This window comes from Actinomadura rubrobrunea NBRC 15275 (genome assembly GCF_001552235.1).
Classification (GTDB): domain Bacteria; phylum Actinomycetota; class Actinomycetes; order Streptosporangiales; family Streptosporangiaceae; genus Spirillospora; species Spirillospora viridilutea.
On sequence record NZ_BCQU01000092.1, the window covers coordinates 1 to 25,790 of the forward strand.

Annotated in this window: 23 protein-coding genes and 1 pseudogene; 16 read left to right on the forward strand and 8 right to left on the reverse strand. The window is 73.9% G+C overall.

The features are described 5' to 3' along the window. The 7 genes and pseudogenes from AR3_RS31250 to AR3_RS23540 all read left to right on the forward strand — a co-directional run. Positions 1–218: pseudogene (locus AR3_RS31250) on the forward strand (hypothetical protein); the annotation flags it as partial. Beyond that, positions 215–1,351: an MCE family protein gene (locus AR3_RS23515; protein WP_227023080.1), complete on the forward strand. Its 1,137-nt coding sequence runs from the start codon at positions 215–217 to the stop codon at positions 1,349–1,351. The pseudogene AR3_RS31250 and the gene AR3_RS23515, both read left to right, overlap by 4 nt. Continuing rightward, complete coding sequence (locus AR3_RS23520; RefSeq protein WP_067916889.1) at positions 1,351–2,406, forward strand: MlaD family protein; 1,056 nt, start codon at positions 1,351–1,353, stop codon at positions 2,404–2,406. Before AR3_RS23515 ends, AR3_RS23520 begins: the two co-directional genes overlap by 1 nt. After that, entirely contained in the window at positions 2,407–3,495 is a 1,089-nt protein-coding gene (locus tag AR3_RS23525; protein ID WP_067916891.1) for an MCE family protein, read from the forward strand. It begins immediately after the preceding gene. Further along, a complete protein-coding gene (locus tag AR3_RS23530; protein ID WP_083951825.1) occupies positions 3,492–4,697 on the forward strand; it encodes an MlaD family protein in 1,206 nt (401 codons plus the stop codon). Before AR3_RS23525 ends, AR3_RS23530 begins: the two co-directional genes overlap by 4 nt. Then, positions 4,694–6,010, forward strand: coding sequence for an MCE family protein (locus AR3_RS23535; protein ID WP_067916893.1), 1,317 nt, complete (start codon positions 4,694–4,696; stop codon positions 6,008–6,010). Before AR3_RS23530 ends, AR3_RS23535 begins: the two co-directional genes overlap by 4 nt. 21 nt (positions 6,011–6,031) lie before the next feature. Continuing rightward, the gene (locus AR3_RS23540) at positions 6,032–7,030 is read left to right on the forward strand and encodes a hypothetical protein (RefSeq protein WP_067916895.1); all 999 of its coding nucleotides are present in this window, start codon (positions 6,032–6,034) and stop codon (positions 7,028–7,030) included. A 44-nt stretch (positions 7,031–7,074) separates the two neighbouring features. Here AR3_RS23540 and AR3_RS23545 read toward each other — a convergent pair whose 3' ends face one another. Then, positions 7,075–7,734: a response regulator gene (locus tag AR3_RS23545; RefSeq protein WP_067916897.1), complete on the reverse strand. Its 660-nt coding sequence runs from the start codon at positions 7,732–7,734 to the stop codon at positions 7,075–7,077. Beyond that, a complete protein-coding gene (locus tag AR3_RS23550; RefSeq protein WP_067916900.1) occupies positions 7,731–8,903 on the reverse strand; it encodes a sensor histidine kinase in 1,173 nt (390 codons plus the stop codon). The genes AR3_RS23545 and AR3_RS23550 overlap by 4 nt, the downstream gene beginning before the upstream one ends. A 138-nt stretch (positions 8,904–9,041) precedes the next feature. On the opposite strand from AR3_RS23550, the gene AR3_RS30810 reads away from it, so the two are divergent. The 4 genes from AR3_RS30810 to AR3_RS23560 all read left to right on the forward strand — a co-directional run bounded on the left by AR3_RS30810 (position 9,042) and on the right by AR3_RS23560 (position 11,369). Beyond that, positions 9,042–9,203 carry a hypothetical protein gene (locus AR3_RS30810; RefSeq protein ID WP_157406761.1) on the forward strand — a complete coding sequence of 54 codons (162 nt, stop codon included), beginning with the start codon at positions 9,042–9,044 and terminating at the stop codon, positions 9,201–9,203. Positions 9,204–9,209: 6 nt separating this feature from the next. Continuing rightward, positions 9,210–10,688: an MFS transporter gene (locus tag AR3_RS23555; protein WP_227023079.1), complete on the forward strand. Its 1,479-nt coding sequence runs from the start codon at positions 9,210–9,212 to the stop codon at positions 10,686–10,688. Beyond that, the gene (locus AR3_RS32690) at positions 10,685–10,819 is read left to right on the forward strand and encodes a hypothetical protein (RefSeq protein WP_281179290.1); all 135 of its coding nucleotides are present in this window, start codon (positions 10,685–10,687) and stop codon (positions 10,817–10,819) included. The genes AR3_RS23555 and AR3_RS32690 overlap by 4 nt, the downstream gene beginning before the upstream one ends. Before the next feature lie 88 nt (positions 10,820–10,907). After that, positions 10,908–11,369 (forward strand): MarR family winged helix-turn-helix transcriptional regulator, encoded by a 462-nt coding sequence (locus AR3_RS23560; RefSeq protein ID WP_067916902.1) that lies wholly within the window; start codon positions 10,908–10,910, stop codon positions 11,367–11,369. A gap of 23 nt (positions 11,370–11,392) precedes the next feature. On the opposite strand, the gene AR3_RS23565 is transcribed toward AR3_RS23560, so the two are convergent. Both AR3_RS23565 and rpsD read right to left on the reverse strand, forming a co-directional pair. Continuing rightward, positions 11,393–12,280 carry a TauD/TfdA dioxygenase family protein gene (locus tag AR3_RS23565; protein ID WP_067916925.1) on the reverse strand — a complete coding sequence of 296 codons (888 nt, stop codon included), beginning with the start codon at positions 12,278–12,280 and terminating at the stop codon, positions 11,393–11,395. Positions 12,281–12,370: 90 nt separating this feature from the next. Continuing rightward, positions 12,371–12,976 (reverse strand): 30S ribosomal protein S4, encoded by a 606-nt coding sequence (gene rpsD / locus AR3_RS23570; protein ID WP_067916904.1) that lies wholly within the window; start codon positions 12,974–12,976, stop codon positions 12,371–12,373. Positions 12,977–13,041: 65 nt separating this feature from the next. Here rpsD and AR3_RS23575 point away from each other — a divergent pair, with 65 nt between their 5' ends. Then, complete coding sequence (locus tag AR3_RS23575) at positions 13,042–13,950, forward strand: DUF2470 domain-containing protein (RefSeq protein WP_067916906.1); 909 nt, start codon at positions 13,042–13,044, stop codon at positions 13,948–13,950. A 289-nt stretch (positions 13,951–14,239) separates the two neighbouring features. Beyond that, a complete protein-coding gene (locus AR3_RS23580; protein WP_067916908.1) occupies positions 14,240–15,469 on the forward strand; it encodes a trans-sulfuration enzyme family protein in 1,230 nt (409 codons plus the stop codon). Between the two features lie 63 nt (positions 15,470–15,532). Here the strand turns inward: AR3_RS23580 and AR3_RS23585 are convergent, their stop codons facing one another. Beyond that, positions 15,533–16,735 (reverse strand): DUF5925 domain-containing protein, encoded by a 1,203-nt coding sequence (locus AR3_RS23585; RefSeq protein ID WP_227023078.1) that lies wholly within the window; start codon positions 16,733–16,735, stop codon positions 15,533–15,535. A gap of 116 nt (positions 16,736–16,851) precedes the next feature. On the opposite strand from AR3_RS23585, the gene AR3_RS23590 reads away from it, so the two are divergent. After that, positions 16,852–17,709, forward strand: coding sequence for a hypothetical protein (locus AR3_RS23590; protein WP_227023077.1), 858 nt, complete (start codon positions 16,852–16,854; stop codon positions 17,707–17,709). A gap of 57 nt (positions 17,710–17,766) precedes the next feature. On the opposite strand, the gene AR3_RS23595 is transcribed toward AR3_RS23590, so the two are convergent. Further along, on the reverse strand, positions 17,767–18,444 hold the full coding sequence (locus AR3_RS23595) for a uracil-DNA glycosylase (RefSeq protein ID WP_067916912.1): 678 nt from the start codon (positions 18,442–18,444) through the stop codon (positions 17,767–17,769). A 244-nt stretch (positions 18,445–18,688) separates the two neighbouring features. On the opposite strand from AR3_RS23595, the gene AR3_RS23600 reads away from it, so the two are divergent. Together AR3_RS23600 and AR3_RS23610 are read left to right on the forward strand one after the other, a co-directional pair. Continuing rightward, positions 18,689–20,401, forward strand: a complete 1,713-nt coding sequence (locus tag AR3_RS23600; protein WP_083951829.1) for a WS/DGAT/MGAT family O-acyltransferase — start codon at positions 18,689–18,691, stop codon at positions 20,399–20,401. A gap of 1,002 nt (positions 20,402–21,403) precedes the next feature. Continuing rightward, a complete protein-coding gene (locus AR3_RS23610; protein ID WP_227023076.1) occupies positions 21,404–22,789 on the forward strand; it encodes an MFS transporter in 1,386 nt (461 codons plus the stop codon). Here AR3_RS23610 and ddaH read toward each other — a convergent pair. Together ddaH and lpdA are read right to left on the reverse strand one after the other, a co-directional pair. Then, a complete protein-coding gene (gene ddaH / locus AR3_RS23615; protein ID WP_349497258.1) occupies positions 22,786–23,724 on the reverse strand; it encodes a dimethylargininase in 939 nt (312 codons plus the stop codon). The two genes, AR3_RS23610 and ddaH, sit on opposite strands and share 4 nt — an antisense overlap. Positions 23,725–23,958: 234 nt before the next feature. After that, the gene (gene lpdA / locus AR3_RS23620; protein ID WP_067916916.1) at positions 23,959–25,362 is read right to left on the reverse strand and encodes a dihydrolipoyl dehydrogenase; all 1,404 of its coding nucleotides are present in this window, start codon (positions 25,360–25,362) and stop codon (positions 23,959–23,961) included. Positions 25,363–25,790 lie beyond the last annotated feature (428 nt).

Sequence of the window (25,790 nt, forward strand, 5' to 3'; positions counted from 1 at the left end):
CCCGCCGCGACCGCATCCCGCTGCTGCTGGACAACCTCGACGGGTTCTTCGGCCTGCTGGCGCAGGTCATCCGCGTGCCCGGCCCCCAGGGCGTCATGCTCGCGCAGGTGGTCGACACGCTGCCGCTGGACCTGTGCCAGACGTTCGTCGACCTGTGCCCCACGACGCCGACGCGCACGGCGTTCGACCAGCCGGTGACGACGGTGGTGCGGCGGTGAGCGGGCTGCGCGCCGTCGTCCTGCGCGGCCTCGGCATCGGGCGGCGCGGCGCGGGCGGCAGGTCCCGGCGCGGCCGCGGCCCCGCGCCGGGCGTCACGCTGAAGTTCGCCGTGTTCGCCGCGCTGACGCTGCTGCTGACGTTCGTCATCGGCCAGCAGATCCTCGGCACCAGTCTGCGCCCCCGATACCACCTGACCGCGGTGTTCGACGACGTCACCGGGCTGCTGGAGGGCGACACGGTGAAGATCGCGGGCGCCCCGGTGGGGCGGGTCGACGACATCGCGGTGCGCGACGGCAAGGCCGTGGTGCGCATGGCGATCGACGACGACGTGCGCATCCCCGCCGACTCCACCGCCGCGATCCGCTGGCGCAACGTCGCGGGGCAGCGCGTGGTCTACCTGGAGCCGGGCCGCAGCCGGGCCCGGCTGGGCGACGGCGCGCGGGTGCCGCACACCCGCTCGGTCGTCGACCTCGGCGAGATCGTCAACAGCCTGGGCCCGCTGACCCGCAACCTCGACCCCGCCCAGCTCAACAAGATCCTTTTCGCGCTGGCGCAGGCGCTGGACGGCAACGCGCGGAACGTCGAGCTGATGGTCGACAACCTGGACGCGCTGCTGCGCACGCTGTCGGCGCGCCGCCGGACGATCGAACGGATGATCGACGACTACGAGACCGTCTCCGCCGCCGTCGCCGCCCGCGACCGGCAGATCGCCGCGAGCGTCGACCACCTCAAGGAGCTCACCGAGGTCTTCGCGGGCAACCACCGGCTGCTGGAGGACGCCCTCGTCCAGGTCTCCGGCGTCACCGCCGACCTCGACCGGGTGCTCGGCGGCGACAACGCCCAGCTGTCGCGGATCATCCGCAACCTCGGGGTGTTCGCCGACACCTTCCGGGAGAACGTCGACCAGCTCGAGCGGATGGTCCAGCAGCTGCCGCTGACCATGCGGCAGCTGTTCGCCGCCGTCAACGGCGGCCGCTACATGCGCACCAACGCGCTGTGCCTCAACGTCGTCCAGGGGCCGTGCCCGTTCCCGATGCAGCTGCCCGGAGCGCAGGGCTCGGGCGGGGCGTCCAACGGCCCCACCAAAGAGGACCTCGAACGGCTGAAACGCATTCTGCGGGGTGAGCGCTGATGGCGTGGAAATCCCTGCGCGACGTCAACCACCGGATCGTGGCGGTCGTGACGCTGACGGCGCTGACGGCGGGCTGCGTGTTCGCCTTCGCCGTCGGGCAGCTCCACCTGTTCGACCGCGGCTACACCATGAGCGGCGTGTTCGCCGACACCGGCGGGCTGAAACCCGGCCACGACGTGCGGCTCGCGGGCGTCAAGGTCGGACGCGTCACCTCGGTGGAACCCGACTTCGACCAGGGCCACGTCATCATCACCTGGCACGTCGACGCCGGCATCGACCTCGGCGCGCAGACCCACGCCGACGTGCAGACCACCACCCTGCTGGGCGGCCGCTACCTGCGCCTGTCCGGCCCGGTCACCGAGCCGACGATGGCCGAGCTGCCCGAGGCGCGGCGGCGCATCCCGCTGGAGCGCACCAGCGTGCCGTTCACCGTCCCGGACGCCATCGAGGGCGCGCAGAACATCGTCGGCCGCCTCGACCGGCGCAGCATCGACCGGCTGCTGGAGGAGATCAGCAAGATCGAGTCGCCGGACGCGGCGAAGCTGCGCCGGATGCTCGTCAACGTGCAGGAGCTGGCGCGCACCCTCAACGACTCCTGGCCCGAGGTGCGCCGGCTCATCGACCACAGCCGGCGGCTCACCGGCACGCTGGCCGCCAAGGACGCCCAGCTCCGAGAGATCATCGACGCCGGCCGGGTGCTGCTCCAGGCGCTGGTGCGGCGGCGCGACGAGCTGGCGGCGACCATCGGGCGGGGCAGCCGCACCGTCCGCACCCTGTCCGACGTCATCGAGCGCAACCAGCGGGAGATCAACGCCCTGCTGGACGACCTGCACCTGCTGACCACCCGGCTGGCGCCCAACATGGACGCCCTCAACACCGACTTCGCGCTGATCGGCCCGACGCTGCTGCAGGTGGCGGGCGTCAAGGGCAACGGCGACTGGATCGAGGGCGTGCTCACCGGCCTCGGCCCGCTGCAGCCGCCCGGCCCCGTCTCCACGCGGCGGCCGCCCGCCGGGGCGAAGGGCGCCGCCACCGGACGGGAAGGGGGCGACTAGATGCGACGACCGGCGTCCGCCGCCCTGCGCCGCGCCGTGCTGGCGGGACTGTGCCTGACGCTGACGGCGGCCCTGGGCGGTTGCTCGATCGTCCAGCGGCAGTCCGCCGGGCAGCGGACGATGACGGCCTACTTCCCCAAGGCCCGCTCCTTCTACAAGGAGTCCAAGGTCAAGATCATGGGCGCGGACGTGGGCCTGGTGGACCGGGTCGAGCCCCAGGGCGACCGCGTCAAGGTCACCTTCCACCTGCGCCGCGACATCCGGCTGCCGCGCGGCGTGCGGGCGTCGATCGTCCCGCTGAACCTGGTGGGCGAGCGCAACCTGATCCTGCACCCGCCGTGGAAGCCCGGCCAGCCGGTCGAGACCGGCAACGTGATCCCGATCGAGCGCACGCACGTGCCCGTCGAGGTCGACGACGCGCTCACCTCGTTCACCGACCTCGCCACCGCGCTGGACCCCACCAAGACCCGCACCGCGCTCGACCGCGCCGCCCGCTCCTTCGAGGGCAACGGACGTCTGTTCAACGCCACGCTCGAGCAGAGCGCCCGCCTGGTGGAGAACGTCGCCGGGCAGGACCGCGAGCTGATCGAGGTCGCGCGGAACCTCGACCGCCTGGCCGGGGTGGTGCGCGGCCGCGAGCAGGTGCTCGGCCAGATGATCCACGACTTCGCCGAGGCCGCCCGGGTGCTCAGCGCCGAACGCGGCGAGCTGAAGGAGCTGATCCGCGGCATCCTGGACCTGGCCGACCACAGCGCCGAGCTGCTGGACGAGTACAAGGGGCGGCTGCCGTACGACCTGGCCGTGCTCACCCGCACGGCGCTGATGCTCAAAGGCAACTCCCGGCAGGTCGCGCAGCTCATCGACGCGCTCCCCGGAATCAACGAGGCGCTGATCGGCGGCTACAGCCCCACGACCAAGTCGCTGCAGATCCGTTTCGCCACCGACGCGTTCCTTCGCACGTGGCTGAAAGGGCTGCTGAACGACGACGACGTCGCGTGCCCGCTGCCGCCTCCGAACTCCAACTGCCCCTGGCAGAACGGGACGGACGGCGCTCGGCGCGACGGCGCCCCGCGGGGAGGTGGCGGATGAGCACCGGGAGGCGGACCGCGCTCGAGCTGTTCGCCGGGCGGCGAAGGGCGCCGGGCGCGTCCAAAGGCAGACGGGCGGCGCCCGGGGCGTCCGCGCCGGCCGCCGTCCTGCTGGCGGCCGTGCTGCTGGCCGGGCTGCTCGCCGGCTGCTCCATCCGGACGGCCGGCGCGCCCAAGGGCGGGCTGACCCTCACCGCGACGTTCGACGACGTGCAGGGGCTCGTCGCCGGGCACAGCGTGCAGATGTCGGACGTCACGATCGGCTCGGTGACCGACGTGCGGCTGGACAAGCGCACCTTCCGGACCACCGTCACCATGTCGATCAAGGACGGGTACCGGATCCCGCGCGGCACCCGCGCCGAGATCAAGATGACCTCGCTGCTCGGCGAGAACTACGTCGACCTGACGCTGCCTCCGGGCGGCCGCACCGACCGCGGGCCGTTCCTGCCCGACGGCGCGCAGATCTCCGACACCAGCGTGCAGCCGTCGTTCGAGCAGGTGGTCGGGCAGGCCGGACCGCTGCTCAAGGCGCTCGCCGGCGACGACGTGGCGACGGTGGTCAACGCCGGGGCCGCCGCCCTGGACGGCAACGGCGGCAGGCTCAACACCGCCGTCGCCAAGACGAACGACCTGCTCGCGGTGTTCGCCCGGCAGCGTGCCGAGCTCGGCCGGTCGGTCGACCGGCTCGCCGAACTGGGCCGGTCCCTGGCCCGCGGCCGCGGCGAGCTGGAACGCACGCCCGCCGAGCTGGAGAAGACCGCCCGGATGCTCGACGAGAACAAGGAGAAGATCCTCACCACGGTGCGGCGCCTCACCGAGCTCGCCGTCCAGCTCGACGACAAGGTGCTGGAGGGGCGGCTCCAGCGGTTCCGGACGCTGCTGCGCGACCTGGACGCGGTGCTGGCCACGCTCGCCGGGAACCGGCGGCGCCTCACCGATCTCGTCAACGGCCTGGTGACGTTCTCCCGGAAGCTGCCGCTGGCCACCTACGACGGTCAGCTGCTGCTGTATCCGCTGGTCAAGGTCGTGTGGCCGGACGGCACGCCGGTCGTCCCCGGTCTGGTCGGCGACGACGGCGGCCGAGCCGCAAAGCGAGGCGGCGGCCGGGAGAGCGGCGGGGAAGCCGGGCGGGACGCGAGGCTGCCCGGGGAGCTGGACAAGGCCCTGCCCGACCTCGACAAGATCCTGGGGCGGCCGCGATGACCCGGCGCGTGGCGGTCAACCTCGCGGTGTTCGCCGTCCTGGCCGCGGTCATGGTGGTGTGGGCGTTCCGCAACGTCGTCCACTTCGACTTCATCGACCGGCCGTACCACATCACCGTGGAGTTCGCGTCGTCGCCGGGCCTGCACCCCGGCTTCGAGGTGGACTACCTCGGCGTGCGCGTCGGCAAGATCGACTCGGTGCGGCTGGCCGGGGACAGGGTGGCGGTCCGGCTCGACATCGACCGCGGCGTCAAGATCCCCCGAGGCGTCACCGCGGCCGCCGCGCGCAAGTCGGCCGTCGGCGAGCCCGTGGTGGAGCTGACGCCCGGCCCCGGCCAGGGCGACGCGCCGCCGCTGCCTCCCGGCGCGGTGATCCCGGTGTCGAAGACGAAAGTGCCGCCCAAGTACAGCGACCTGTTCGCGTCCGTCATCGACTCCCTGGAGGCCGTCGACCCCGAGGACGCCCGGATCCTCACCCATGAGCTGGCCGAGGGCTGGTCCGGGCGGGACGGCTCGCTGCGGCGGATCATCCGCGGCTCCGACCGTTTGACCGCCGCGTTCGCCGACGACAGCGAGCTGCTGGACGGCCTCACCAAGGACCTCGGCGCGATCACCCGGGTGCTCAACCGGCACCGCGGCGACCTCGGCGCGGGCGTCGACGACCTGGCCGCGCTGACCGCGGCGCTGCGGCAGGTCCGCGGCGAGCTCGCCCGGCTGCGCGACGACGGGCCCCGCCTGCTCGACACCGTCAACGACCTGCTGGACACGACGACGCCCGACATCGAATGCGCCGTCGACACCCTCGCGCACTGGGGGATCCGCCGCCACAACCCCGACCCGCTGACCGACCTGCGCCGGACGCTGGAGATGGCGCCGCGGCTCCAGGAGGTCCTGCGCAGCGTCATCGGGCGGGACCAGGGCAAGCCGGTGCTGAACGTGGTCTTCCTGGTGACCCTGGAGAAGCAGGCCGCCCTGGAGTACCGGTATCCGCTGCCGCAGCCGCGCGTGGGAGCCATCCCCGACTGCCCGGACGGACGGCAGCCGGGTGTGACCGCGCAGAAGCCCGTCAAGGCCAAGAACCCCGGGGAGACCATCCCCACGCACGACCCTTCCCTCCAGCAGGACCCTTCCCTCCAGCAAGAGCTGCAGGCGCGCACCGCCGCCGGTCGGTCCGCGGACGAGGAGTCCGGCGGGCCGCCCGGATGGCTGCTGTACCTGCCGCCGCTGGTGGCCCTGCTGGTGCTGATCAGGGTGATGGCGGGCTCCGTGTCCGTCCTGTCCCGCCTGCCCCGCCCGCGGCGCGGCAGAAGATGACCCCGACCCCGAGGAGCGCCTGTGACAGCCGAGCCTTCCAAGGACGTCACCGAGGACGCCGCGGCGCCCGCCGCCGGCGGCGCGGCAGAGGAGGAGACGGCCCCCGAGACGCGCGCGGAGAAGGACGCCGCCGCGCGACGCTCCGACGGTGCGGGCGACGCGCCCTCCGCCCGGCCGCGTCGCAGGCGGCGGGTCCGCGTCATCGAAGTGCTCGACGACGAGGACCTCGACGAGGTCCTGGACGCCATCGAGGCGGAGGAGGACGCTGCGGAAGAGAGCGGGGAGCGCACGGTCGAGAAGTCCGGGAGAGCCGAGGCCGAGGAGCCCTCGCCCCGGAACGCGCGATCCGCGAGGGCGCGCCCGGCGAAGAAGGATCCTCCCGAAGAGGACGACGGCGGCTCGCGAGCGCGCAGGACGCCGCCCGGCCTCGAACGCCCGCGGGTCGCGGCGGCCGTCGTCGTCCTGCTGACCGCGGCGCTGGCGACGCTGGCGATCTGGCAGTGGCGCAGCGCGTCCGCGCTGTCGGCCGCCCGGGACGCGCGCGAGGAGGTGGCCAAGGTCGCCGCCGCCTACGGCGACGCGGCGCTGACCTACGACGCGGCCAACTACCGGTCGCAGATGGACAAGGCCCAAAAGCTCATGGGCGGCGACCTGCTGGAGTCCTTCAGGACCACCACGCTGCCCAACCTGGGCAGCACGTTCCGCGACAACCCCGACGTCGCGCTGTCGTCCAAGACGAACCAGGTGTTCGTGGGCAGCGTGGACGACCGGTTCGCCACGGCCGTGGTCTCGGTCGACATCACGGTCCGCAGCAAGCAGGAGTCCACCGAGCAACCCGCCACGCTGCTCCGGCTGGCGCTGGCGAAGATCGACGGCGAGTGGAAGGTGACCAAGCAGTACGCCTCGGGCGTCAACGACCAGAACAAGGACTCCGCCACGCTGGGCGCCGTGCCGACCGGCTCGCCGTCCCCCGGTGCGACGTCCACCGGCAAGGGCGGCGCGTCCGACGGCGGCGACTGAACGGCGGCGACCGATCCGACGGCGGCGATCGAGCGGCGCGGCGGTCAGCCGCGCCGCGGAGTGACGAGGCCGGACTCGTAGGCGAAGACCACGAGCTGGGCGCGGTCGCGGGCGCCGAGCTTGGTCATCGCCCTGCTGACGTGCGTCTTGGCGGTGGTCGGGCTGATCACCAGGTGGGCGGCGATCTCGTCGTTGGACAGGCCGCGGGCCACCAGCGCGGTCACCTCGCGCTCGCGGTCGGTCAGCACGGCGAGCGCCTCGGGCGCGGGCTCGGGGCGGCGGGCCACGTACTCGGCGATCAGGCGGCGGGTGATCGAGGGGGACAGCAGCGCGTCGCCGCGGGCCGCGACCCGCACGCCCTGCAGCAGGTCGGCGGGCTCGGTGTCCTTGACCAGGAAGCCGCAGGCGCCGGCGCGCAGCGCGGCGACGACGTACTCGTCCAGTCCGTAGTTGGTGAGGATCACGACGTGGACGCCGCGCAGCCGCTCGTCGGCGGCGATCAGCCGGGTCGCCTCGATGCCGTCCATCACCGGCATCTGGATGTCGACGAGCGCGACGTCGGGCCGGTGCTCGAGGGCGAGCGCGACGGCCCGCTCGCCGTCGGCGGCCTCGGCCACCACCTCCAGGTCGTCCTCGGCCTCCAGCAGCGCCCGGAAGCCGCCGCGGATGAGCGCCTGGTCGTCGGCGAGCAGCACGCGGATCATGTGGCGTCCCCGAGGGGGAGTTCGGCGCGGACGGTGAAGCCGCCCTCGGGGCGGGGCTCGGCCCGCAGCCGGCCGCCGAGCGCCGCGACGCGCTCGCGCATGCCGAGCAGGCCCGTGCCGGGCACGGGCGGCGCGTCCGGGCGGGCCGGGCCGTCGTCGTCGACCTGGACGACCAGCTCCCCGTCCGCGTAGTCGACGCGCACCGTCGCGGCCGCCCCGTCGGCGTGCCGGGAGACGTTGGTGAGCGCCTCCTGGACGATCCGGTACGCCGCCCGGTCCACCTCGGCGGGCAGCGTCCGCCGCGTGCCGGAGATCGTCACCGTGGCCGGCAGCCCGGTCGAGCGGGCCCGCCGCACCAGGTCGTCGAGCCGGTCGAGACCGCTGGCCGAGGGGGCCTCGCCGCCGAAGCCGTCCGGATCGCCGGGGTCGCCGGCGCCTTCGGGGGCGCGCAGCACCTCCAGGGTGGCGCGCAGTTCGCGCATGGCGTCGCTGCTGGCCTCCTGGATGGCCAGCAGAGCGGGCGGCACCTCCTCGCCGTTCCTTCGCGCCAGGTGGACGGCCACTCCGGCTTGGACCTTGATGACCGAGATGCTGTGGGTGAGCGAGTCGTGCAGTTCCCTGGCGATGCGCAGCCGTTCCTCGCCCGCGCGGCGCAGGGCCGCCTCTTCGCGGGTGCGTTCGGCCTCGGCGGCCCGCCGCTCGGCCTCCTCCAGGTACGCCTGCCGGTGCCGGGTCACCGTCGCGGCCACGCCGGCCGCCACGAACCAGCCGAGCAGCAGCGAGCTGTACTGGAGGTTCTCCAGGTTCTCCGGGACGCCGTCGCCGCCGGGCGCGTTCACCGCCAGGTCGACCCCCAGGTAGACCACGCCCGCCAGCGCCGCGGCCACCCGATGGCCGTCCCTGACCGCGGCGAACACCGACACCAGCACGGGAAAGGCCGCCGGCGGGCCCGGCTGGACGCGCGCCGCGACGACGAGCATGCAGGCCGTGGCGACCGCCAGTGCCACCAGGGGCGCCCGCCGCCAGGCGACGAGCGCGAGCGAGCCGACGAGGGCGGCCGCGAGATCCGGCGCGCCCCCGCGCGGCGTGATGACCACGCTGACCGACAGCAGGACGGCCATCGCCGCGGCGAGCAGGGCGTCCTGCGCGAGCGGCCGCCACCTGTGCATGAGGCTCACTGCTGCAGAGTAAAGGCTTGATCGCCGCGGGGGCCTCGTCGGCGAGTCGGAACCGGCGGCTACTCCCGGCGGAGTAGTCCGGCCGACCGTGCTTCCCGGGTGCCATGCGCAGGTGTCTTCCGCGGGACGGTGACCTCGACCGGCCCGAACTCCACGATGTCGGGCATGGACGTGATCTGCATCCACGGGCGGGTCCGGCGCCGCGAGCCCGGTGAGCCGCCGACCGTCGCCCAACCCGTCGACCCCCGGTCCAGGCGCATCCGCCGCCACCGGACCACCGCGGAGGACTGAGCCGTGGTGACGCGCACACAATCGCCGAGCGGACGGCCGGCCGTCGAGGCGGACGCCCGGCCGGGGCTCGTCCTCGCCGCGGTGGCCGTCGTGCAGTTCATGGTGTCGCTGGACCTGTCGGTGGTGAACGTCGGGCTTCCGGAGATCGCCGCCGGCCTCGGCTTCGGCGCGGTGGGGCTCACCTGGGTGATCCACGCCTACGCCCTCACCTTCGGCGGGCTGCTGCTCCTCGGCGGCAAGGCCGCCGACCGGTACGGCCGCAGGCGGGTCCTGCTGCTCGGGCTCGGGCTGTTCGGCCTGGCCTCCCTCGGCGGCGGCTTCGCCCAGGAGCCCGGCCATCTGGTCGCCGCCCGGGCGGCGCAGGGCGTCGGGGCGGCCGCGCTGGCGCCGGCGGCGCTGGCGGTGCTGACCGCCGCGTTCCCCACGGGACGCGCCCGCGTGCGGGCCTTCGGCGTCTGGAGCGCGACGAACGCCGCCGGAGGCGCCCTCGGCGTCCTGATCGGCGGCCTGCTCACCGAGTACGCCGGCTGGCGCTGGGTGATGTTCGTCAGCGTGCCGATGGCCGCCTGCGCGCTGGCCCTGGCCTGGCGGGGCGTCGCCGCCGACGCGCCCGCGGACCGCGGCGGCCGCCCGGACGCGCTCGGCGCCGTGCTGGCCACGGCGGGCATGACCCTGCTGGTGTTCGGCATCGTCCGCACCGACCGGCACCCGTGGGGTTCGGCGGCCACCGTGACGACCCTGGCGGTCGCCGCCGCGCTGCTGGCCGCGTTCCTGCTCGTCGAGCGGACCACCCGCCGGGAACCGCTGGTCCGGCTCGGCCTGTTCGCCAACCGCTCGGTCGCCGGCGCCAACGCCGCCAACCTGCTGGTCGGCGCCACCATGGCCTCGTCCTTCTACTTCATGTCCCTCTACCTGCAACGGGTCCTCGGGCACGGGGCGGCGCTGACCGGACTCATGTTCGTGCCGTTCGCCCTCGCCGTGGTCGCCGGGTCCGTGCTCGCCGTCAAGCTCGGGTACCGTCTCGCTCCCCGGACGCTCCTGGTCATGGGCGGCCTGCTGACCGCGGCGGGCTTCGCCTGGTTCGGCATGATCAGCGCTGACGGCGCCTTCGCCACCGACGTCCTGGGCCCCTCGATCGGCGCCGGATTCGGCTTCGGGCTCTACCTCGGACCGCTCGTCTCCGTCGCCACCGCCGGCGTCGCGTCCCGCGAGGCCGGCACCGCCTCGGCCCTGCTCAACAGCTCGCGCCAGATCGGCGCCTCGTTCGGGCTCGCCGCCCTCGGCACCGCGGCCCATCACCGCACCGGCCGGGTAGTCACGCCCGAGAGCCTCACCGACGGCTACGCGCTCGGCCTGACCCTCGGCGCGGCGCTTCTGGTCGCCGCCGCCCTCATCGCCCTCACCGTCCTGCCCCGGACCCGCCCGCTGGGGGAGACCGCGCCCGAGCCTTTGAAGGGCCGCAGTCCAGAGGACGTCCCGGCATGACCGTCCCCGGAGCGGCGGACCCGCGCCGCACCGGTATCAAGAATGACGAACGGGCGCTGGACGCCGCGGACCCCGCCCCGGATGGGGACCGGTCCAGGGCGGCGTCCACCGGTGAAGACGGCGACAACTGATCGATGTCCCGGCACGGGGCGCCGCGTGCGGGAAGGCGCGCGCGGCGCACCCGCGTTGTCGGCGGGCAGGACGGCGGAGGGAGCGGGCATGGGGGCGGGCGCGGACGGAGTCGTTCGCGAATTCGGCGCGCTGCTGGGCGCGGCGGCGCTGCTGGAGCGGATCGCGGGCCGGGAACTGGAGCGGCGGTGCGGCATCCGGCACGTGATGTTCGAGGTGCTGCTGCGGCTGTCGGACGCCGGCGGGCCGCTGACCATGGGCCGCCTGGCCGAGCAGATGATCCTGACCAGCGGCGGGACGACCCGCCTGGTCGACCGCATGGAGGAGGCCGGGTACGTGCGGCGGCACGCCGCGCCCGGCGACCGGCGGCGGCAGCTGGTGGAGCTGACCGACGCCGGACGCGCCAAGCTGGCCGAGGCGCTGCGGGTGCACGCCGCGACCCTGGAGCGGCATTTCGCCGGGCCGCTCGCCCCCGACCAGCGGCGTCGGCTCGTCGAGACGCTCATCGTCCTGCGCGAGCACGCCCGCCGCGAGCTCGGCAGCCTCGGGTGAGGCCCGCAGTCACAGGCAGCGGGTCACAGGTAGCGGGCGGCGGCGGACTCGGCGGGGGCGTCGGCGCCGGTGACACCGCCCGGCCCCTTGGGCACGCCGTCGTCGATCTCCGCCGGGGCGTTGATGGTGACGCGGTGCATCTTGCGGCGCTGGTTGTAGTCGGCCACCGCGTAGTGCTGGGTGGGGCGGTTGTCCCAGAACGCCAGCGTGCCGACGCGCCAGCGCAGCCGCACCTGGAACTGTGGGTCGCGGACGGCGTCGAACAGCAGCGGCAGGATCTGCTCGTTCTCCCGGCGCGACAGGCCGACCAGCCGGGTCACCGACGAGCGGTTGACGAACAGCGCCTTGCGCCCGGTCTCCGGGTGCACCCGCACCACCGGGTGGATCACCGGCGGGTTCTTCTCCTGCATCTCGCGCAGGTCGAGCCGGTGGCCCTTCTCGATCGCCTTGGTGACCGACATGGTCAGGTCGTGCTCGGCGTACAGCTCGTCGCACAGGCGCCGCAGCCAGGGCGCCAGCGACTCGTACACCAGGTACATGTTGGCCCACAGGGTGTCGCCGCCGACGTCGGGCAGGATGACCGCGCGCAGCAGCGAGCCCATGGGCGGGGTCTTCATGAACGTGTTGTCGCTGTGCCACTGGTCGCCGCCCTCGCCCTTGGGGTCGGTCTGGTCCAGGACGTGCACCGCGTTGCCGGACGGGTCCATGGGCGGCAGGTTCAGGGTGCCGAACTGCTTGGCGAACGCCACGTGCTGCTCGTCGGTGATGTGCTGGTCGCGGAAGAACAGCACCTGGTGGTCGAGCAGGCCCTGCCGAATCGTCCGCACCTGCTCCTCGTCGAGCGGCTTGCCGATGTCGACGCCGGTGACCTCGGCGCCGATGTTCCGGGTCACGGGGTGGAATTCGATCATGTCCTGGGCCTCCATCGATCACCAAGCAATCGCTAGGTTGATGCTAACCGATGGAGGCGGACCCCTGTCCAGGCCCGCGCGGCGGCCGGATCAGCGCGAGTAGTGCTCGACGACGAGCTGCTCGTCGCAGATCACCGGGATCTCCGCGCGTTCGGGCAGGCGCGTCAGGCGGGCCGCGAGCGCGTCGAGCCGCACCTCCAGATACGGCGGCGCGTCGGCGGCGTGCGCCCCGGCGGCGGCCTCGGCGAACGGGGCCATGCGCCGGCTGCGCTCGGCGATGGAGATCACGTCGCCCGGGCGGACGCGGAACGACGGCCGGTCCACGCGGCGGCCGTTGACCAGCACGTGCCGGTGCACGACGAACTGCCGGGCCTGGTAGATCGTGCGGGCGAACCCGGCGCGCAGCACCAGGGCGTCCAGGCGGCGCTCCAGGTCCACGATCAGCGCCTCGCCGGTCTTGTCCGCCGCCTTGGCCGCCCTGGCGAAGGCGTTGCGCAGCTGGGCCTCGCGGAGGTTGTACTGCGCGCGCAGCCGCTGCTTCTCGCGCAGCCGCAGCTTGTAGTCGGACTCCTGCTTGCGGCCGCGTCCGTGCCGGCCCGGCGGGTAGGGGCGGGCCTCGAAGTACTTGGCGCTCTTGGGGGTCAGCGGGATGCCGAGCGCGCGCGACAGCTTGATCTTGGGTCGGGGGTTGTTCACGCTCCACCTCGGGTGATTAGGTAAGCCTTACTTAGGTAAGCCTAACCTACGTTGGAGGAGGGTCCGTGAGCGAGCAGCCACACGACCGGGTCGGCGCGCCCAGGCGGGGCCGGGCGCCGCGGCCGACCGCCGGGGAGCGGGCGCGCACCCTCGCCTACGGGATCGCCGACGGCGTCCTGGCGGTGCCCGGCGTCCCGTACGCCCCGGTGCCCGCGCACGTCACCGACGACGACGGCCGACCGCTGCTGCTCGCCGCGACCGACTCGCCCGTCGCGGCCGCCCTGCGCGGCGAGCCGGACCTGCCCGCCACCCTGCGGATCTGCGACGTCGCGCCGGTCCCGTTCCCCGACCGGGTGCGCGGTCGCGCCTGGCTGCACGGCTGGCTCACCGAGGTGCCCGCCGCCGAACGCCCGCGCGCGGCGGCGCTGCTGGCGCGCCTGCACCCGCGCCCCGAGGTCCTGGCCATCCGGGCCGGCGTCCCGCCCGTCCGGTCCGGCGACCGGGGCGGCGCGGACGGGGCGGACGCGCAGCCGTGGACGATCCTCGCCCTGGAGGTCGCCGAAGTGGAGATCGACGACGCCTGGGGCAGCGCCGCCCTCGAACCCGAGGTCTACGCCGACGCCGCGCCCGACCCGTTCGCGGCCGTCGAGGCGGGGGTGCTGTGCCATCTCGACGGCCGCCATCGCGACGAGCTGGCGTTCCTGCTGCGCGGACTGGCCGCCGCCCGGGCGGCCCGCGGCCCCGAAGGGCTCGCGGACGTCGGGACCGCCGCGACCGTGCGGCCGCTGGCGCTGGACCGGTACGGCATGTGGCTGCGCTGCTCGCGTCCGGGCGGCCCGGACGGGGTCGGCGGGCCGCGGAGCACGGACGTGCGGATGGTCTTCCCCGAGCCGGTCAGTGATCTCCACGGTCTGCGCCGCGCGTACCGGAGGCTGTTCGCCGCCGCCTCGCGGCGGCCCGCGCCACGTACGTGAGAGAAATGCGGGCGAATTGCCGGGGTTACCCGGATGTCGGCGGAGCCGCCGTCGAGCGATGCTCGGTACCCCGGCCGGGGGCGGCCGCCGCGTCCGGCCCGGCCCGTACCGGTGAGCCTTCGCGGGGTGGGCGAGCCGGCGCGGGATCGGGGACGGGCCTCGACGGGCGCACGGACGCCCCGGCCGGGCAACGGTGGCCCGGCGCCGCAGTGCGACGGGGGGCGCGGCCCGGGCCACTCTTCGCGATTGGATCTGTCGACGCCGCTCGCCCGCGCCGCACCCTGAAGACATGACCGACCCACGCGCGAACGAGCAGTTCCCGACCGTGCAGCCGTCGGACGCCCATCGTCCGCAGACCCGAGCCGTCCACCCGTCCGTCGAGACCCCCGCGGGGAGCCGTCCCCTCGGCGTCCCCATCTACCAGGGGCACCTGTTCGCCTTCGACGACGCCGACGCCCTGGCTGCGGCGTTCGACGGTCCCGGCGCCCCGTACATGTACGGACGCATCGGCAACCCCACGGTGACCGCCTTCGAGAACGCCGCCGCCGAGCTGGAGGGCGGCGCCGGCGCGTACGCCACCGCGTCCGGCATGGGCGCGATCAGCGCCGTCCTGCTGGCGCTGCTGCGCACCGGCGACCACGTGATCGCGCAGTCCTGCCTGTACGGCGGGACCTGGGCGCTGCTGCGCGACCTGCGCGAGCGCTGGGGCGTCGAGGTCAGCGAGGTCTCCGGCGACGACCCGGACGAGGTCCGCGCCGCGCTGCGCCCGACGACCCGCCTGCTGTACCTGGAGACGATCGCCAACCCCATGACGCAGGTGGCCGACATCCCCGCGCTGGCCGCGGTCGCCCGCGAGGCCGGTGTCATCACCGTCGTCGACAACACCTTCGCCCCGCTGCTGTGCCGCCCCCTCGACCTCGGCGCCGACATCGTGGTGCACTCGGCCACCAAGTACATGTCGGGACACGGCGACATCGTCGGCGGCGTCGCGGTGTTCGCGGACCACGCCGTGTACCGCCGCGTCTGGGACCACGCCGTCGAAATGGGCGCCACCGCCGACCCGTTCGCGGCCTGGCTGCTGGTGCGCGGCATGGCCACGCTGCCGATGCGCGTCGAGCGGCATAGCGCCACCGCGCTGGAGCTGGCCCGGCGCCTGGCCGCCCACCCGTCCGTCGAGAACGTCCATTACCCGGGGCTGCCCGGCCATCCGCAGCACGAGCTGGCGGGCCGCGTGCTGTCCGGCGGGTACGGCGGCGTGCTGTCGTTCGAGCCGGCGGGCGGGCGCGACGCGGGGCGCACGTTCTCGGAGGCGGTGCGCGTGGCCCGCCTGGCGCCCTCGCTGGGCGACACGAAGACGCTGGTGATGCACCCGGCGAGCACCTCGCACCGGCAGCTGGACGCGGACGCCCTCGCCGCCGCCGGCATCGGGGAGGCCACCGTCCGCGTCGCCGTCGGCCTGGAGGACCCCGACGACCTGTGGGCCGACTTCGAGCAGGCCCTCGCCAAGGCCGCGGGCTGAGCACCGGGACGCGCGCGCCGGCCCCTGGGACCGGCGCGCGGAAGACCAGCCGGACGCCGGGGACTACAGGTAGAAGCCGGTCCCCGACCCGGGGGACACGACCCCGTCGCCGGGGCGTCGCTCGCCCCGACGCAGTGCCGCCAGCTCCGCCAGCGTCGCCCCCTCCGGCGGGATGACGACGTCGGGCGGCGCGTCGTCGCCCAGCCAGGCCAGCGCCTCCTGCCGGGTGAGCGGCCCCACCTCGATCTGGGCCAGACAGCGGCCCGGACGCACCACCGCCGGGTGCAGCTGCGCGATGTCCTCGTTCGTGGTGATCGCCAGCAGCACGTTGCGGCCCTGCCCGAGCATCCCGTCGGTGAGGTTGAGCAGTCGGGACAGGCCCTGGCCGGCCGACTGCTTGGCCTCGCCGCGGATGAGCTCGTCGCAGTCCTCCAGGATGAGCAGCCGCCAGCGCTTGCGCTCGGCCTGCTCGTCCTCGTCCTCGTCGTCGTCCTCGGCGCCGATGGTCACCCGCATCAGGTAGCTCGGCGTGCCGAACAGCGACTCGGGGTCGAGGACGCAGTCGGACTGGCACCACGGGCTCCACGCGCGCGCCAGCGCCCGCAGCGCGGTCGTCTTGCCGGTGCCCGGCGGGCCGTGCAGCAGCAGGATGCGCCCGTTCACCTCGTCGCCGGTGAGGCGCATCACCCGGTCCAGCTCGCGGGCCACGCGGGCGGTGTAGTTGCCGCGGATGTCCGCCCAGGCGTCCGCGGCGATCTTGCGCTCGGTGCGCAGCGGGCCGTGCCCGCCCAGATGCCAGAACCCCATCGGCACCGCGGACTCGTCGGGCTTCGCCGGCTCGACGGCGTCGCGGACGCAGTCGTCCATGACCGCGTCGGCCAGCTCCTCGCTGACCGCCGACACCTCCACGTACGCCGCGCCGCTGGACCAGCGGACGGTCAGCAGGCTGTAGCCGTCGCCCTCGGCCAGCACCGACTCGCGTTCCTTCTCCCGCGCCACCCGCACCAGCCGCGCGGACGGCGGGCGCAGCGGCGCGTCGGCACGCACGCGGTCCAGGCGGGTCGACCGCGCCCACGGGTGCTCGCCGGACGCGAACGGCCGCAGCGACATGACCTCCAGGACGTCGCCGGGACGGTTGGTCTCGTCGAGGTTGAACACCACCGGAAGCCCGAAGTCGCCTCGGGACACCGCCTCGGAGGCCGGGCCGGAGGACCGGGGCTTGGGGAGGCGCACGACCTCGCGCGGCGTTTCCTGCGACGCGGACATGCCTTCGATCATCGGGCTTGCGGGCACCGCGCGTCCAACGAATTAGCCGGGGGATCGCCGTGTACGCCCCTTGTCTGCCATGGTGGGAGAGACGCGATCTGTGAAAGGGGATGGGCATGGAACCGTTGGACGCGGCGGCGGACGCGCACGCGCTCCTCCGGGACCTGCTCCCGGTGCTGGCGCCCACCGCCTGGTTCGACGGCGGCACCTCGGAGGTGGTCGTGCCGATCGGCAGGTCCGAGGCGCGCGCCTCCACCTGGACGCTGCTGGAGCGGTGCGCGCGGGCGCCGCGCCCGGCCTGGCCGCGGCTGGTGGACGAGTGGGTGCGCGAGGCGCGCGACCGCGCCTTCCTCGCCATCGGCGAGATGGAGCTGTTCGGCGACCTGCGGGAGCTGCTGCGGCTGCGGATCGTGCCCAAGCTCGACCCGCGGGACCGGGAGGGCCTGGTGGTGGTCCCGGCGGGGGACCACTTCGACGCCATGGTCATGATCGAGCATCCCCGGTACGGCGGTCCGCTGACCAAGGCGCGGGCCGGGCTGCTCGGGCTGCGCCGCCTCGGCTACGTGGTGACCAACACCCACGACCGGGAGCTGGCGGACGTGGTGGCCCGCGAGCAGCCGCTGCTGTTCGGCGAGAACGTGCGGGTCGTCACCAAGCCCGGCAGCCGGTACGTGTCGGCGCTGCTGGGCGAGATCGAGCTGTTCCTGCCCCAGCACAACCCCTACGGCGCGCTGGTCGGCGTGCCCAGCCACAGCACGCTGCTGCTCTACCCGATCAGGTCCGCCGCGGTCCGCCGGGTGCTCCCGGTCTTCGCCGACGTGGTCCGCGAGATGCACGAGGAAGCCGACGACCCGTGCGCGCCGGGCGTCTACTGGAGCCACGGGGAGCGCCGCCTCACCCCGCTGTCGCCGTCGGCCGGCCCCGACGGCTCGGACGAGTTCGCCTCCCTCCTGCGCCGACTCCCGAAGGGGTAGCCGGCCCGGCGGGCGCCGTCGCGGGACGGGGCCGGCCGGCGGCGACCGCGCGCCCGGCTACGGCAGCTTCCAGTCGACGGGCTCGGCGCCCTGGCTCTCCAGCAGCCGGTTGGCCCGGCTGAACGGGCGGGAGCCGAAGAACCCGCGGTCGGCCGACATGGGGCTCGGGTGGGCCGACTCGATGCAGGGGACGCCGCCGAGCAGGGGCTTGAGGTCGCGGGCGTTGCGTCCCCACAGGATCGCCACCAGCGGCTTGCCGCGCGCGGCCAGGGCGCGGATGGCCTGCTCGGTGACCTCCTCCCAGCCCTTGCCGCGGTGCGAGTTCGGTTTGCCCGGCATCACGGTCAGGGCCCTGTTGAGCAGCAGCACCCCGCGTTCCGCCCAGGGGGTCAGGTCGCCGGTGGACGGCGGGGGATGGCCGAGGTCGTCGCAGTACTCGCGGAAGATGTTGACCAGGCTGCCGGGAAGCGGCCGCACGTCCGGCGCCACCGAGAAGCTCAGCCCCACCGGGTGACCCGGCGTCGGGTACGGGTCCTGCCCGACGATCAGCACCTTGACCTCGTCGAAGGGCTGGGTGAAGGCGCGCAGGATGAGGTGTCCGGCGGGCAGGTAGCGGCGGCCCGCCGCCACCTCGGCGCGCAGGAAGTCGCCCATGGCGGCGATCCGCCCGGCCACCGGCTCCAGCGCCCGGGCCCAGCCGGCCTCCACGATCTCGGTGAGTGGTCGTGCCGTCATGACCGACCAGCGTAACGTCGCGATCATGGAACCCGCCGCGGAACGGGTTTGACGTCCGCGGGCGGTCGCTTGACCGGCGAGGTCCGGAAAATTTGCGCGCGTTCGGCGCGCCGAGGCCGGTGAACTGCGACGAATGCCCTGTTAAGTCCGCGTTACTTTCCGAGGTCGCGCATTGACGGAGGGTCCCGCACGGGCATACCTCTCGAAATACCAGCGCACCTCGACAGCGGGACGGGACGACAGAATGAGCCAACTGACCGCCGTGGACGCCACGTTCCTCAACGCGGAGACGGATACGACGCACGCGCACATCGCCGGGGTCGGCATCCTGGATCCGGCCGCCTGCCCCGGCGGCAGGCTCACGGTGGCGGACGTGGCGGACATGGTCCGGCGGCGCGCGCACCTGGCCGCCCGGCCGCTGCGCCAACGGCTCGTCCAGGTCCCCCTGGGGCTCGACCTGCCGTACTGGGAGGACGACCCCGACTTCGACCCGAGACGGCACATCTTCGAGATCGCCCTGCCCGCCCCCGGAGGTCCCGCCCAGCTCGCCGACGCCGTCGCGATGCTGCACGAACGCCCGCTCGACCGCGCCCACCCGCTGTGGGAGATGGTGCTGATCCAAGGGCTGGCGGGAGGGCTGGCGGCGGTCTACGTCAAGGTGCACCACGCCGCCATCGACGGCGTCATGGCCGCCGAGGCCCTCGCCGCCCTGCTCGACACGTCCCCGGTGCCGCGCGAGGTGCCCGCCGACGACGCCGAGCCGCAGCAGGCGCCCGACCCCCTGAGCATGCTGCGCACCGGCCTGCTCAGGGCCGCGCTGCACCCGCTGCGCAGCGCCGTGAACATGGCCCGCACCGCCCCGTACCTGGACGAGATCCCCGTGCTCTCCCAGCTCCCCGGCGCCGGGCTGATGTCCCAGATCGCGCAGGCGCTCGGCCGCGACGGCGTGCCGCGCGTCCAGCGCCTCACCGCCCCGCCCACGCCCTTCAACCGCCCGATCGGCCGCCGCCGCTCGGTCGCCTGCGGGGAGCTGTCGCTGGCCGAGATCAAACAGGTGCGGCGCGCGCTGGGCGGCAGCGTCAACGACGTGGTGATGGCCATGTGCGCGACCGCGCTGCGCATGTGGCTCGACAAGCGCGGCGCGCTGCCGGACGGCCCGCTGGTGGTCGGCGTGCCGGTGTCGCTGCGCCGCGGCCGCGCCGCCGAGGAGCCGGGCAACCAGCTGTCGATCATGTCCGCCCCGCTGGCCACCCACATCGCCGACCCGGCCGACCGCTACGCCGCCGTCCGCCGCGACATGGGCGCCGCCAAGCGCCGCTTCGTGGCCTCGGCCGGCGCGTGGGTGCGGCAGGTCAGCGGGCTGCTGCCCGCGCCGCTGGCGCGCCCCGTCACCCGCCTGGCCCTGCAGGCCCTGCCCGCGCTGCGCGCCGTGCCCGCCCCGGCGCTGCGCCCCATCAACCTGATCATCTCGAACGTGCCCGGGCCGCAGTTCCCGCTCTACCTGTGCGGCGCCAAGCTGCTCGGCTACTACCCGATCTCCGTGATCACCGACATCAGCGGCGGCGTCAACATCACCGTCTTCTCCTACGACGGCAAGGTGGACGTGGGCATCGTGGCCTGCCGCGACCTCGTCCCCGAGCCGGCCGAGATCATCGACTATCTGCGCGACGCCCTCAACGAGCTCAAGGACCTGGCCGCCGGCGCCGACCGCGGTCCGCTACCCGAGCAGGAAGGACCTGTGCCGCCAGGCGAGGCCGAGGGCGGCGGCTCCGGCGGGCTGCATGGGGGACGGGACGGTTCCGTCGAAGGGGGCCAGACGCACGCTGCCCTCGGCGTTGACGGAGACCAGGCCGCCGAAGAGGTCGTCGAACAGGGCGTCGTCGAAGACCGCGACGGTCAGGAGGTCGACGGCCAGGGTGAGGGGGTCCGCCCCGAGACCGAGGCAGTGCACGCGTAGACGTCCCTGCGCGCGGACGCGGCTGAGGGTCCGGTGGAACGGCCATGACTCCTGGTTGAAGCCGGGCCGGTAGTCCTCTGAGGTGCCGAGCAGCTCCTCGCTGAACTCGCGCACCATGCAGCGCCACAGGTCGAGATCCTCGTGCTCGCCGCGGCCGTCCTCGCCTTCGGTCAGGGGTTGGAACACGCCCACCGGCATGACCTGGTACAGGCCGCCGGCGTGGGCGACCTTCTCGGGATCGCGCCAGTGCAGCACGTACGAGCCCGAGCGTTTCACCGTGACCGTGGTGATGGCGACCGAGGCAGGGCGACGCGTCAGGTCGCAGGGGTCGCCGATGCGCGTCCGCAGAGGGAGGCCGGGCGATGCGGCGGCCAGCTCGTGCGCGACGGCCTCGCCGACGTTCACCGTGTCGAAGTAGCGCGCCGGACCCAGGCGCAGCACGGGCTTGCCGTGCAGGTCGGCGTGCAGGAGCCGGTAGATGGGGCGGTTCTCGAAGACCGTGGGCGGGGCCAGAGCGGCCATGGCCTCCGCATAGGTGCGAAAGCCGTCCGGGAGGCCGTCGGACGGTTCCGACACGGCGGGCGGCGCGGGGTGCGCGTCCCACTCCAGCCGTACGTCGTCCAGGGGGATCGGAGTGGCGGGCACCCACTCGGGGCGGCACAGCAAGGAGGTGCCCGCCACGCGCGGCATCTCATCCGAGTACCAGGCGTCGGCCGTGCGGCCGAGCTCATGGCGGCTGCGGTTGAGGCGCGCGCGGACTTCCTTCCACACGCGCCTCAGCCTAGGCCGCCGAGCCGGACGCACCGGCGCGAGTCGTCCATCCACGCGCAGGGACGCGACGCGCGGCCCCGCGGGCTGCACGCCGTCGTTGTGGTCGTGGGCGGGGGCGCGTTCGGGCCGCTGACCGGCGGCTTCGTGCGCATCCCGGTGAAACGGCGGTGAAAGGCGGCCGGCACACGCCGTTCACCGGGCAGGCGAGCCGCTCGCTTATCGTGTGTAAACGTGCAAAACGAAAAAACCCTTACGCACGCCCAGCCCCCGTCGTCGTCGAACCCCTCCCCCTGCTCCCAGGACGACCGTGCCTCCGCCCTCGCGTGGACGCTGTGGGCGGTCGGCGTGGCCGCGTACGTGGTGGCCGTTTTGCACCGCACCTCCTTCGGCGTGGCCGGACTGGACGCCGTCCGGCGCTTCGACGCCTCCGCCGGGATCCTGGCCTCGTTCACGGTGCTGCAGCTGGTCGTGTACGCGGGGCTGCAGGTGCCCGTCGGGCTGATGCTCGACCGCATGGGCCCGCGCCGCATGGTCGCGGGCGGCGCGCTGCTCATGGCCGCCGGGCAGGCGCTGCTGGCGTCCACCACCGACATCGCCGCGGCGGTCGCGGCGCGCGTGCTGGTCGGCGCGGGCGACGCCATGACCTTCATCAGCGTGCTCAGCCTGGTGACCGCCTGGTTCCCCGCGCGCCGCATCCCCGTCGTCACCCAGCTCACCGGGCTGCTCGGGCAGATCGGTCAGGTGCTCAGCGCGATCCCGCTGGCGGCGCTGCTGCACGGCCCCGGCTGGAGCGCCGCGTTCGGGTCCGCCGCCGGCCTCGGCGTGCTGGTCGGGGTGCTGTCCCTGGCCGTCCTGCGCGACGCCCCGCCCGGGAGGGAACGCGCCAAGGCGCCCGGTCTCACCGAGGTCGCCCGCAACCTCCGCGCGGCCTGGCGGCAGCCCGGCACCCGCCTGGGCATGTGGACGCACTTCGTCAGCCAGTTCTCCGCCACCGCCTTCGCGCTCATGTGGGGCTACCCGTACCTGGTGTCCGGGCACGGCATGAAGCCGTCCGCCGCCAGCACGCTGCTGACGGTGTTCGTGCTGGCCACCATGGTGTCCGGGCCCTACCTCGGAAGGCTGGTGGCGCGGCACCCGCTGCGCCGCTCCTGGCTGGTGCTGGGCATCGCCGCGCTCAACGCGGGCGCGTGGGCGGCGGTGCTGGCCTGGCCGCCGCCCGCGCCCGCGTGGCTGCTGGTGCTGCTCGTGCTGTGCGTGGCGCTCGGCGGACCCGGATCGATGATCGGCTTCGACTTCGCCCGCACGTTCAACCCGCCGGACCGCCAGGGCACCGCCTCCGGCATCGTCAACATGGGCGGGTTCTTCGCCGCGCTGGTGACGATCCTGCTGATCGGCTTCGTGCTGGACGCCCTGTCGCCGGGCCGCGACTTCACCCCCGAGGCGTTCCGCGTCGCCTGGGCGGTGCAGCTGCCGATCTGGCTCGTCGGCGTGGCCGGCGTGCTGCGCAGCCGGGCGCTGGCCCGCCGCCGGCTCGCCGAGGAGGGCGTCGCCGTGCCGCGTCTGCGCGACGCCGTGCGCGCCGCCGTGCGCCGTCCGCGGCGCCCGGCCCGCCGCTAGGCCGCCTCCTGCCGGGAGCGCAGCTCCAGCGTGCAGCACTTGGGACCGCCGCCCGCCTTGCGCAGCTCCGACAGGTCGACCGGGACGGGCTCGTACCCGTGCCGCCGCAGCGTCTCGATCAGCCCGGCGGCCTCGGCGTTGATGACCACGTTGCGGCCGTCGGAGACCGCGTTGAGGCCCAGCACCGCCGCGTCCCGCTCGTCGGCGATGATCGCGTGGGGGAACAGCCGCTCCAGCACGGCGCGGCTGCCGGGCGAGAACGCGCCCGGGTAGTACGCCACGTTCGTCCCGTCGAGCGGGAACAGGGCCGTGTCCAGGTGGTAGAAGCGCGGGTCGACCAGCCGCAGCGTCACCACCGGCATGCCGAGGAACTCCTGCGCCTCCTGGTGGGCGGCCACCTCGGTGCGGAACCCGGTGCCCGCCAGGATGACGTGGTCGAGCGTGAGGAAGTCGCCCTCGCCCTCGTTGGTGTGGGCCGGCTCGCGCACCTCCGAGAAGCCGTTGGCGCGCAGCCACGCGGCGTACGCGGGCGCCTCGGCCGCGCGCTCGGGATGGGCGAACCGCGCCCCGTACACCCGGCCGTTCACCACCAGCGCGCCGTTGGCGGCGAACACCATGTCGGGCAGGCCCTCGATCGGGTCGATCAGGCTGACCCGGTGGCCCAGCCTCAGATACGCGGCGCGCAGCGCCTCCCACTGCTCCACCGCGCGGGCGGCGTCCGCGCCCGCCGCCGGGTCCATCCAGGGGTTGATGGAGTAGGTGACGGCGAAGTGCTCCGGGCGGCACATCAGGAAGTGCCGCGTCCGCGCGATGCGCTCGCCGCGCCCGGCGGTGGCGGTGCCCAGGGCGGTCGCGGCGGACGCGCCGGCCGCGGCGTCGTCCGCGCGCTCCGGCCGCGGCGAGGACGTCGGCTCCAGCGCCGGGGACAGGGTCATGCAGGTCTCCCGAAAAGGCGTGCAAGGGGATGAATCAGACGATCGACAGACTAAAAATCCCCGGCACCCGAACCAAGCCGCCGATTTTGCTTTGACCTGCGGATTCGTTGCGTCTTAGGGCGGCCCGACGGCGATTCGTTGCAATCGCCGCTTCGCTCCCCGGCCCGGCCGAGCGGGGCCCGGAACGGCGAACGGCCCGGCGCGCGAGGCGCACCGGGCCGTCTGCGCCGGCGGTCAGAGGTTGATCATGTGCCCGGCGGCGCCGTGCACCGCCTCCTTGATCGCCTCGCTGAGGGTGGGGTGGGCGTGCACGTTGCGGGCCACCTCGTGCACGGTCAGGTCCCAGCGCTGCGCCAGGGTCAGCTCCGGCAGCAGCTCGGTCACGTCCGGACCGATCATGTGCGCGCCGAGGATCTCGCCGTACTTGGCGTCGCTGACCACCTTGACGAAGCCCTCGGAGTCGCCGAGGCCGAGGGCCTTGCCGTTGGCGCTGAACGGGAACTTGGCGACCTTGACGTCGTAGCCCTGCTCGCGCGCCTGCGCCTCGGTGAGCCCGAAGCTGGCGACCTGCGGCTGGCAGTACGTGGCCCGCGGGATCATCACGTAGTCCAGCTCCATGGTCTCGGCGTTCGCGATGGTCTCGGCGGCCACCACGCCCATGGCCTCGGCGGCGTGCGCCAGCATCAGCTTGGCGGTCACGTCGCCGATGGCGAAGATGTGCGGGACGGAGGTGCGGCAGCGGGCGTCCACCGCGATCGCGCCCCGGTCGGTCAGCGCCACGCCGGTCTTCTCCAGGCCGTAGCCCTCCACGTTCGGCTGGAACCCGATGGCCTGCAGGACCTTGTCGGCCTCCAGCACCTGCTGCGCGCCGTCCTTGCCGGTGACGGTGACCTTGACGGTGTCGCCGGAGTCGTCGATGGCGTCGACGCGGGTCGAGGTCAGCACGTCGATGCCGAGCTTGCGGTAGCGGCGCTGCAGCTCCTTGGACACCTCGGCGTCCTCGTTGGGCACCATCCGGTCCAGGAACTCGACGATGGTCACCTTCACGCCGTAGTTGTGCAGCACGTAGGCGAACTCGACGCCGATCGCGCCCGCGCCCGCGATGACGATGCTGCGGGGCAGCTCGGAGCTGAGGATCTGCTGCTCGTAGGTCACCACGCGGTCCGACAGGGTCGTGCCGGGCAGCAGCTTGGTGTGCGCGCCGGTGGCGATGATGCAGTGGCCGAAGGTGACCGTCTCCGAGGAGCCGTCGTTCTTGGCCACCTGCAGGGTGTGGGGGTCGGTGAACGTGCCGCGTCCCTCGAAGGTGGTGATCTTGTTCTTCTTCATGAGGAACTGCACGCCCTTGACCAGCCGCTCCGACACCTGGCGGCTGCGCCGGAACGCCTCGCCGTAGTCGAAGGTGACCTGGCCGTCCACCTTGATCCCGTACGTCTTCGCCTCGTGGGTGAAGATGTGCGCCAGCTCGGCGTTGCGCAGCAGGGCCTTGGAGGGGATGCAGCCGACGTTGAGGCAGACCCCGCCCCAGTACTTCTCCTCGATGATCGCCGTCTTCAGCCCGAGCTGTGCCGACCGGATCGCGGCGACATAACCACCCGGGCCCGCGCCCAGGACCACGACGTCAAAGTGATTGCTCATTCTTGTGACGATATTCGCCCGCGGAGGGTCCTCGCATCCCGACCCGGCCCCTGTGTGACCCGCGTGACCTGCGGACGGGCGGCCGACGCGGGCCCTCCGCGACCCGGGCGGGGAGGGCGGCGACGCCCCCTCCGAAGGGCCGCGCGGCTCGGCGGGGCGCCGTGCGCGCGCCCCCGAGCCGCCTGTTAGGGTTGCGAACGACCCCACGTGGTCACAGTCTTCAGCGCAACGCGACAGCGCGCGATAGCCGCGACCTTCGGCCCGACCTGGAACCTCTCACGCCGGCCGCACCGTTGACGCCGCATCGGCCGCCGAGACGCGCGTGCCCGCCCACGTCGTCCGGCCCACCGCGAGGACGCGCGCGGCGGCACGGGCACGGCCCCGCCCCCGGAACGCCGTCCGGCGCGGGCGCGGCCGCCCGGCCCCGC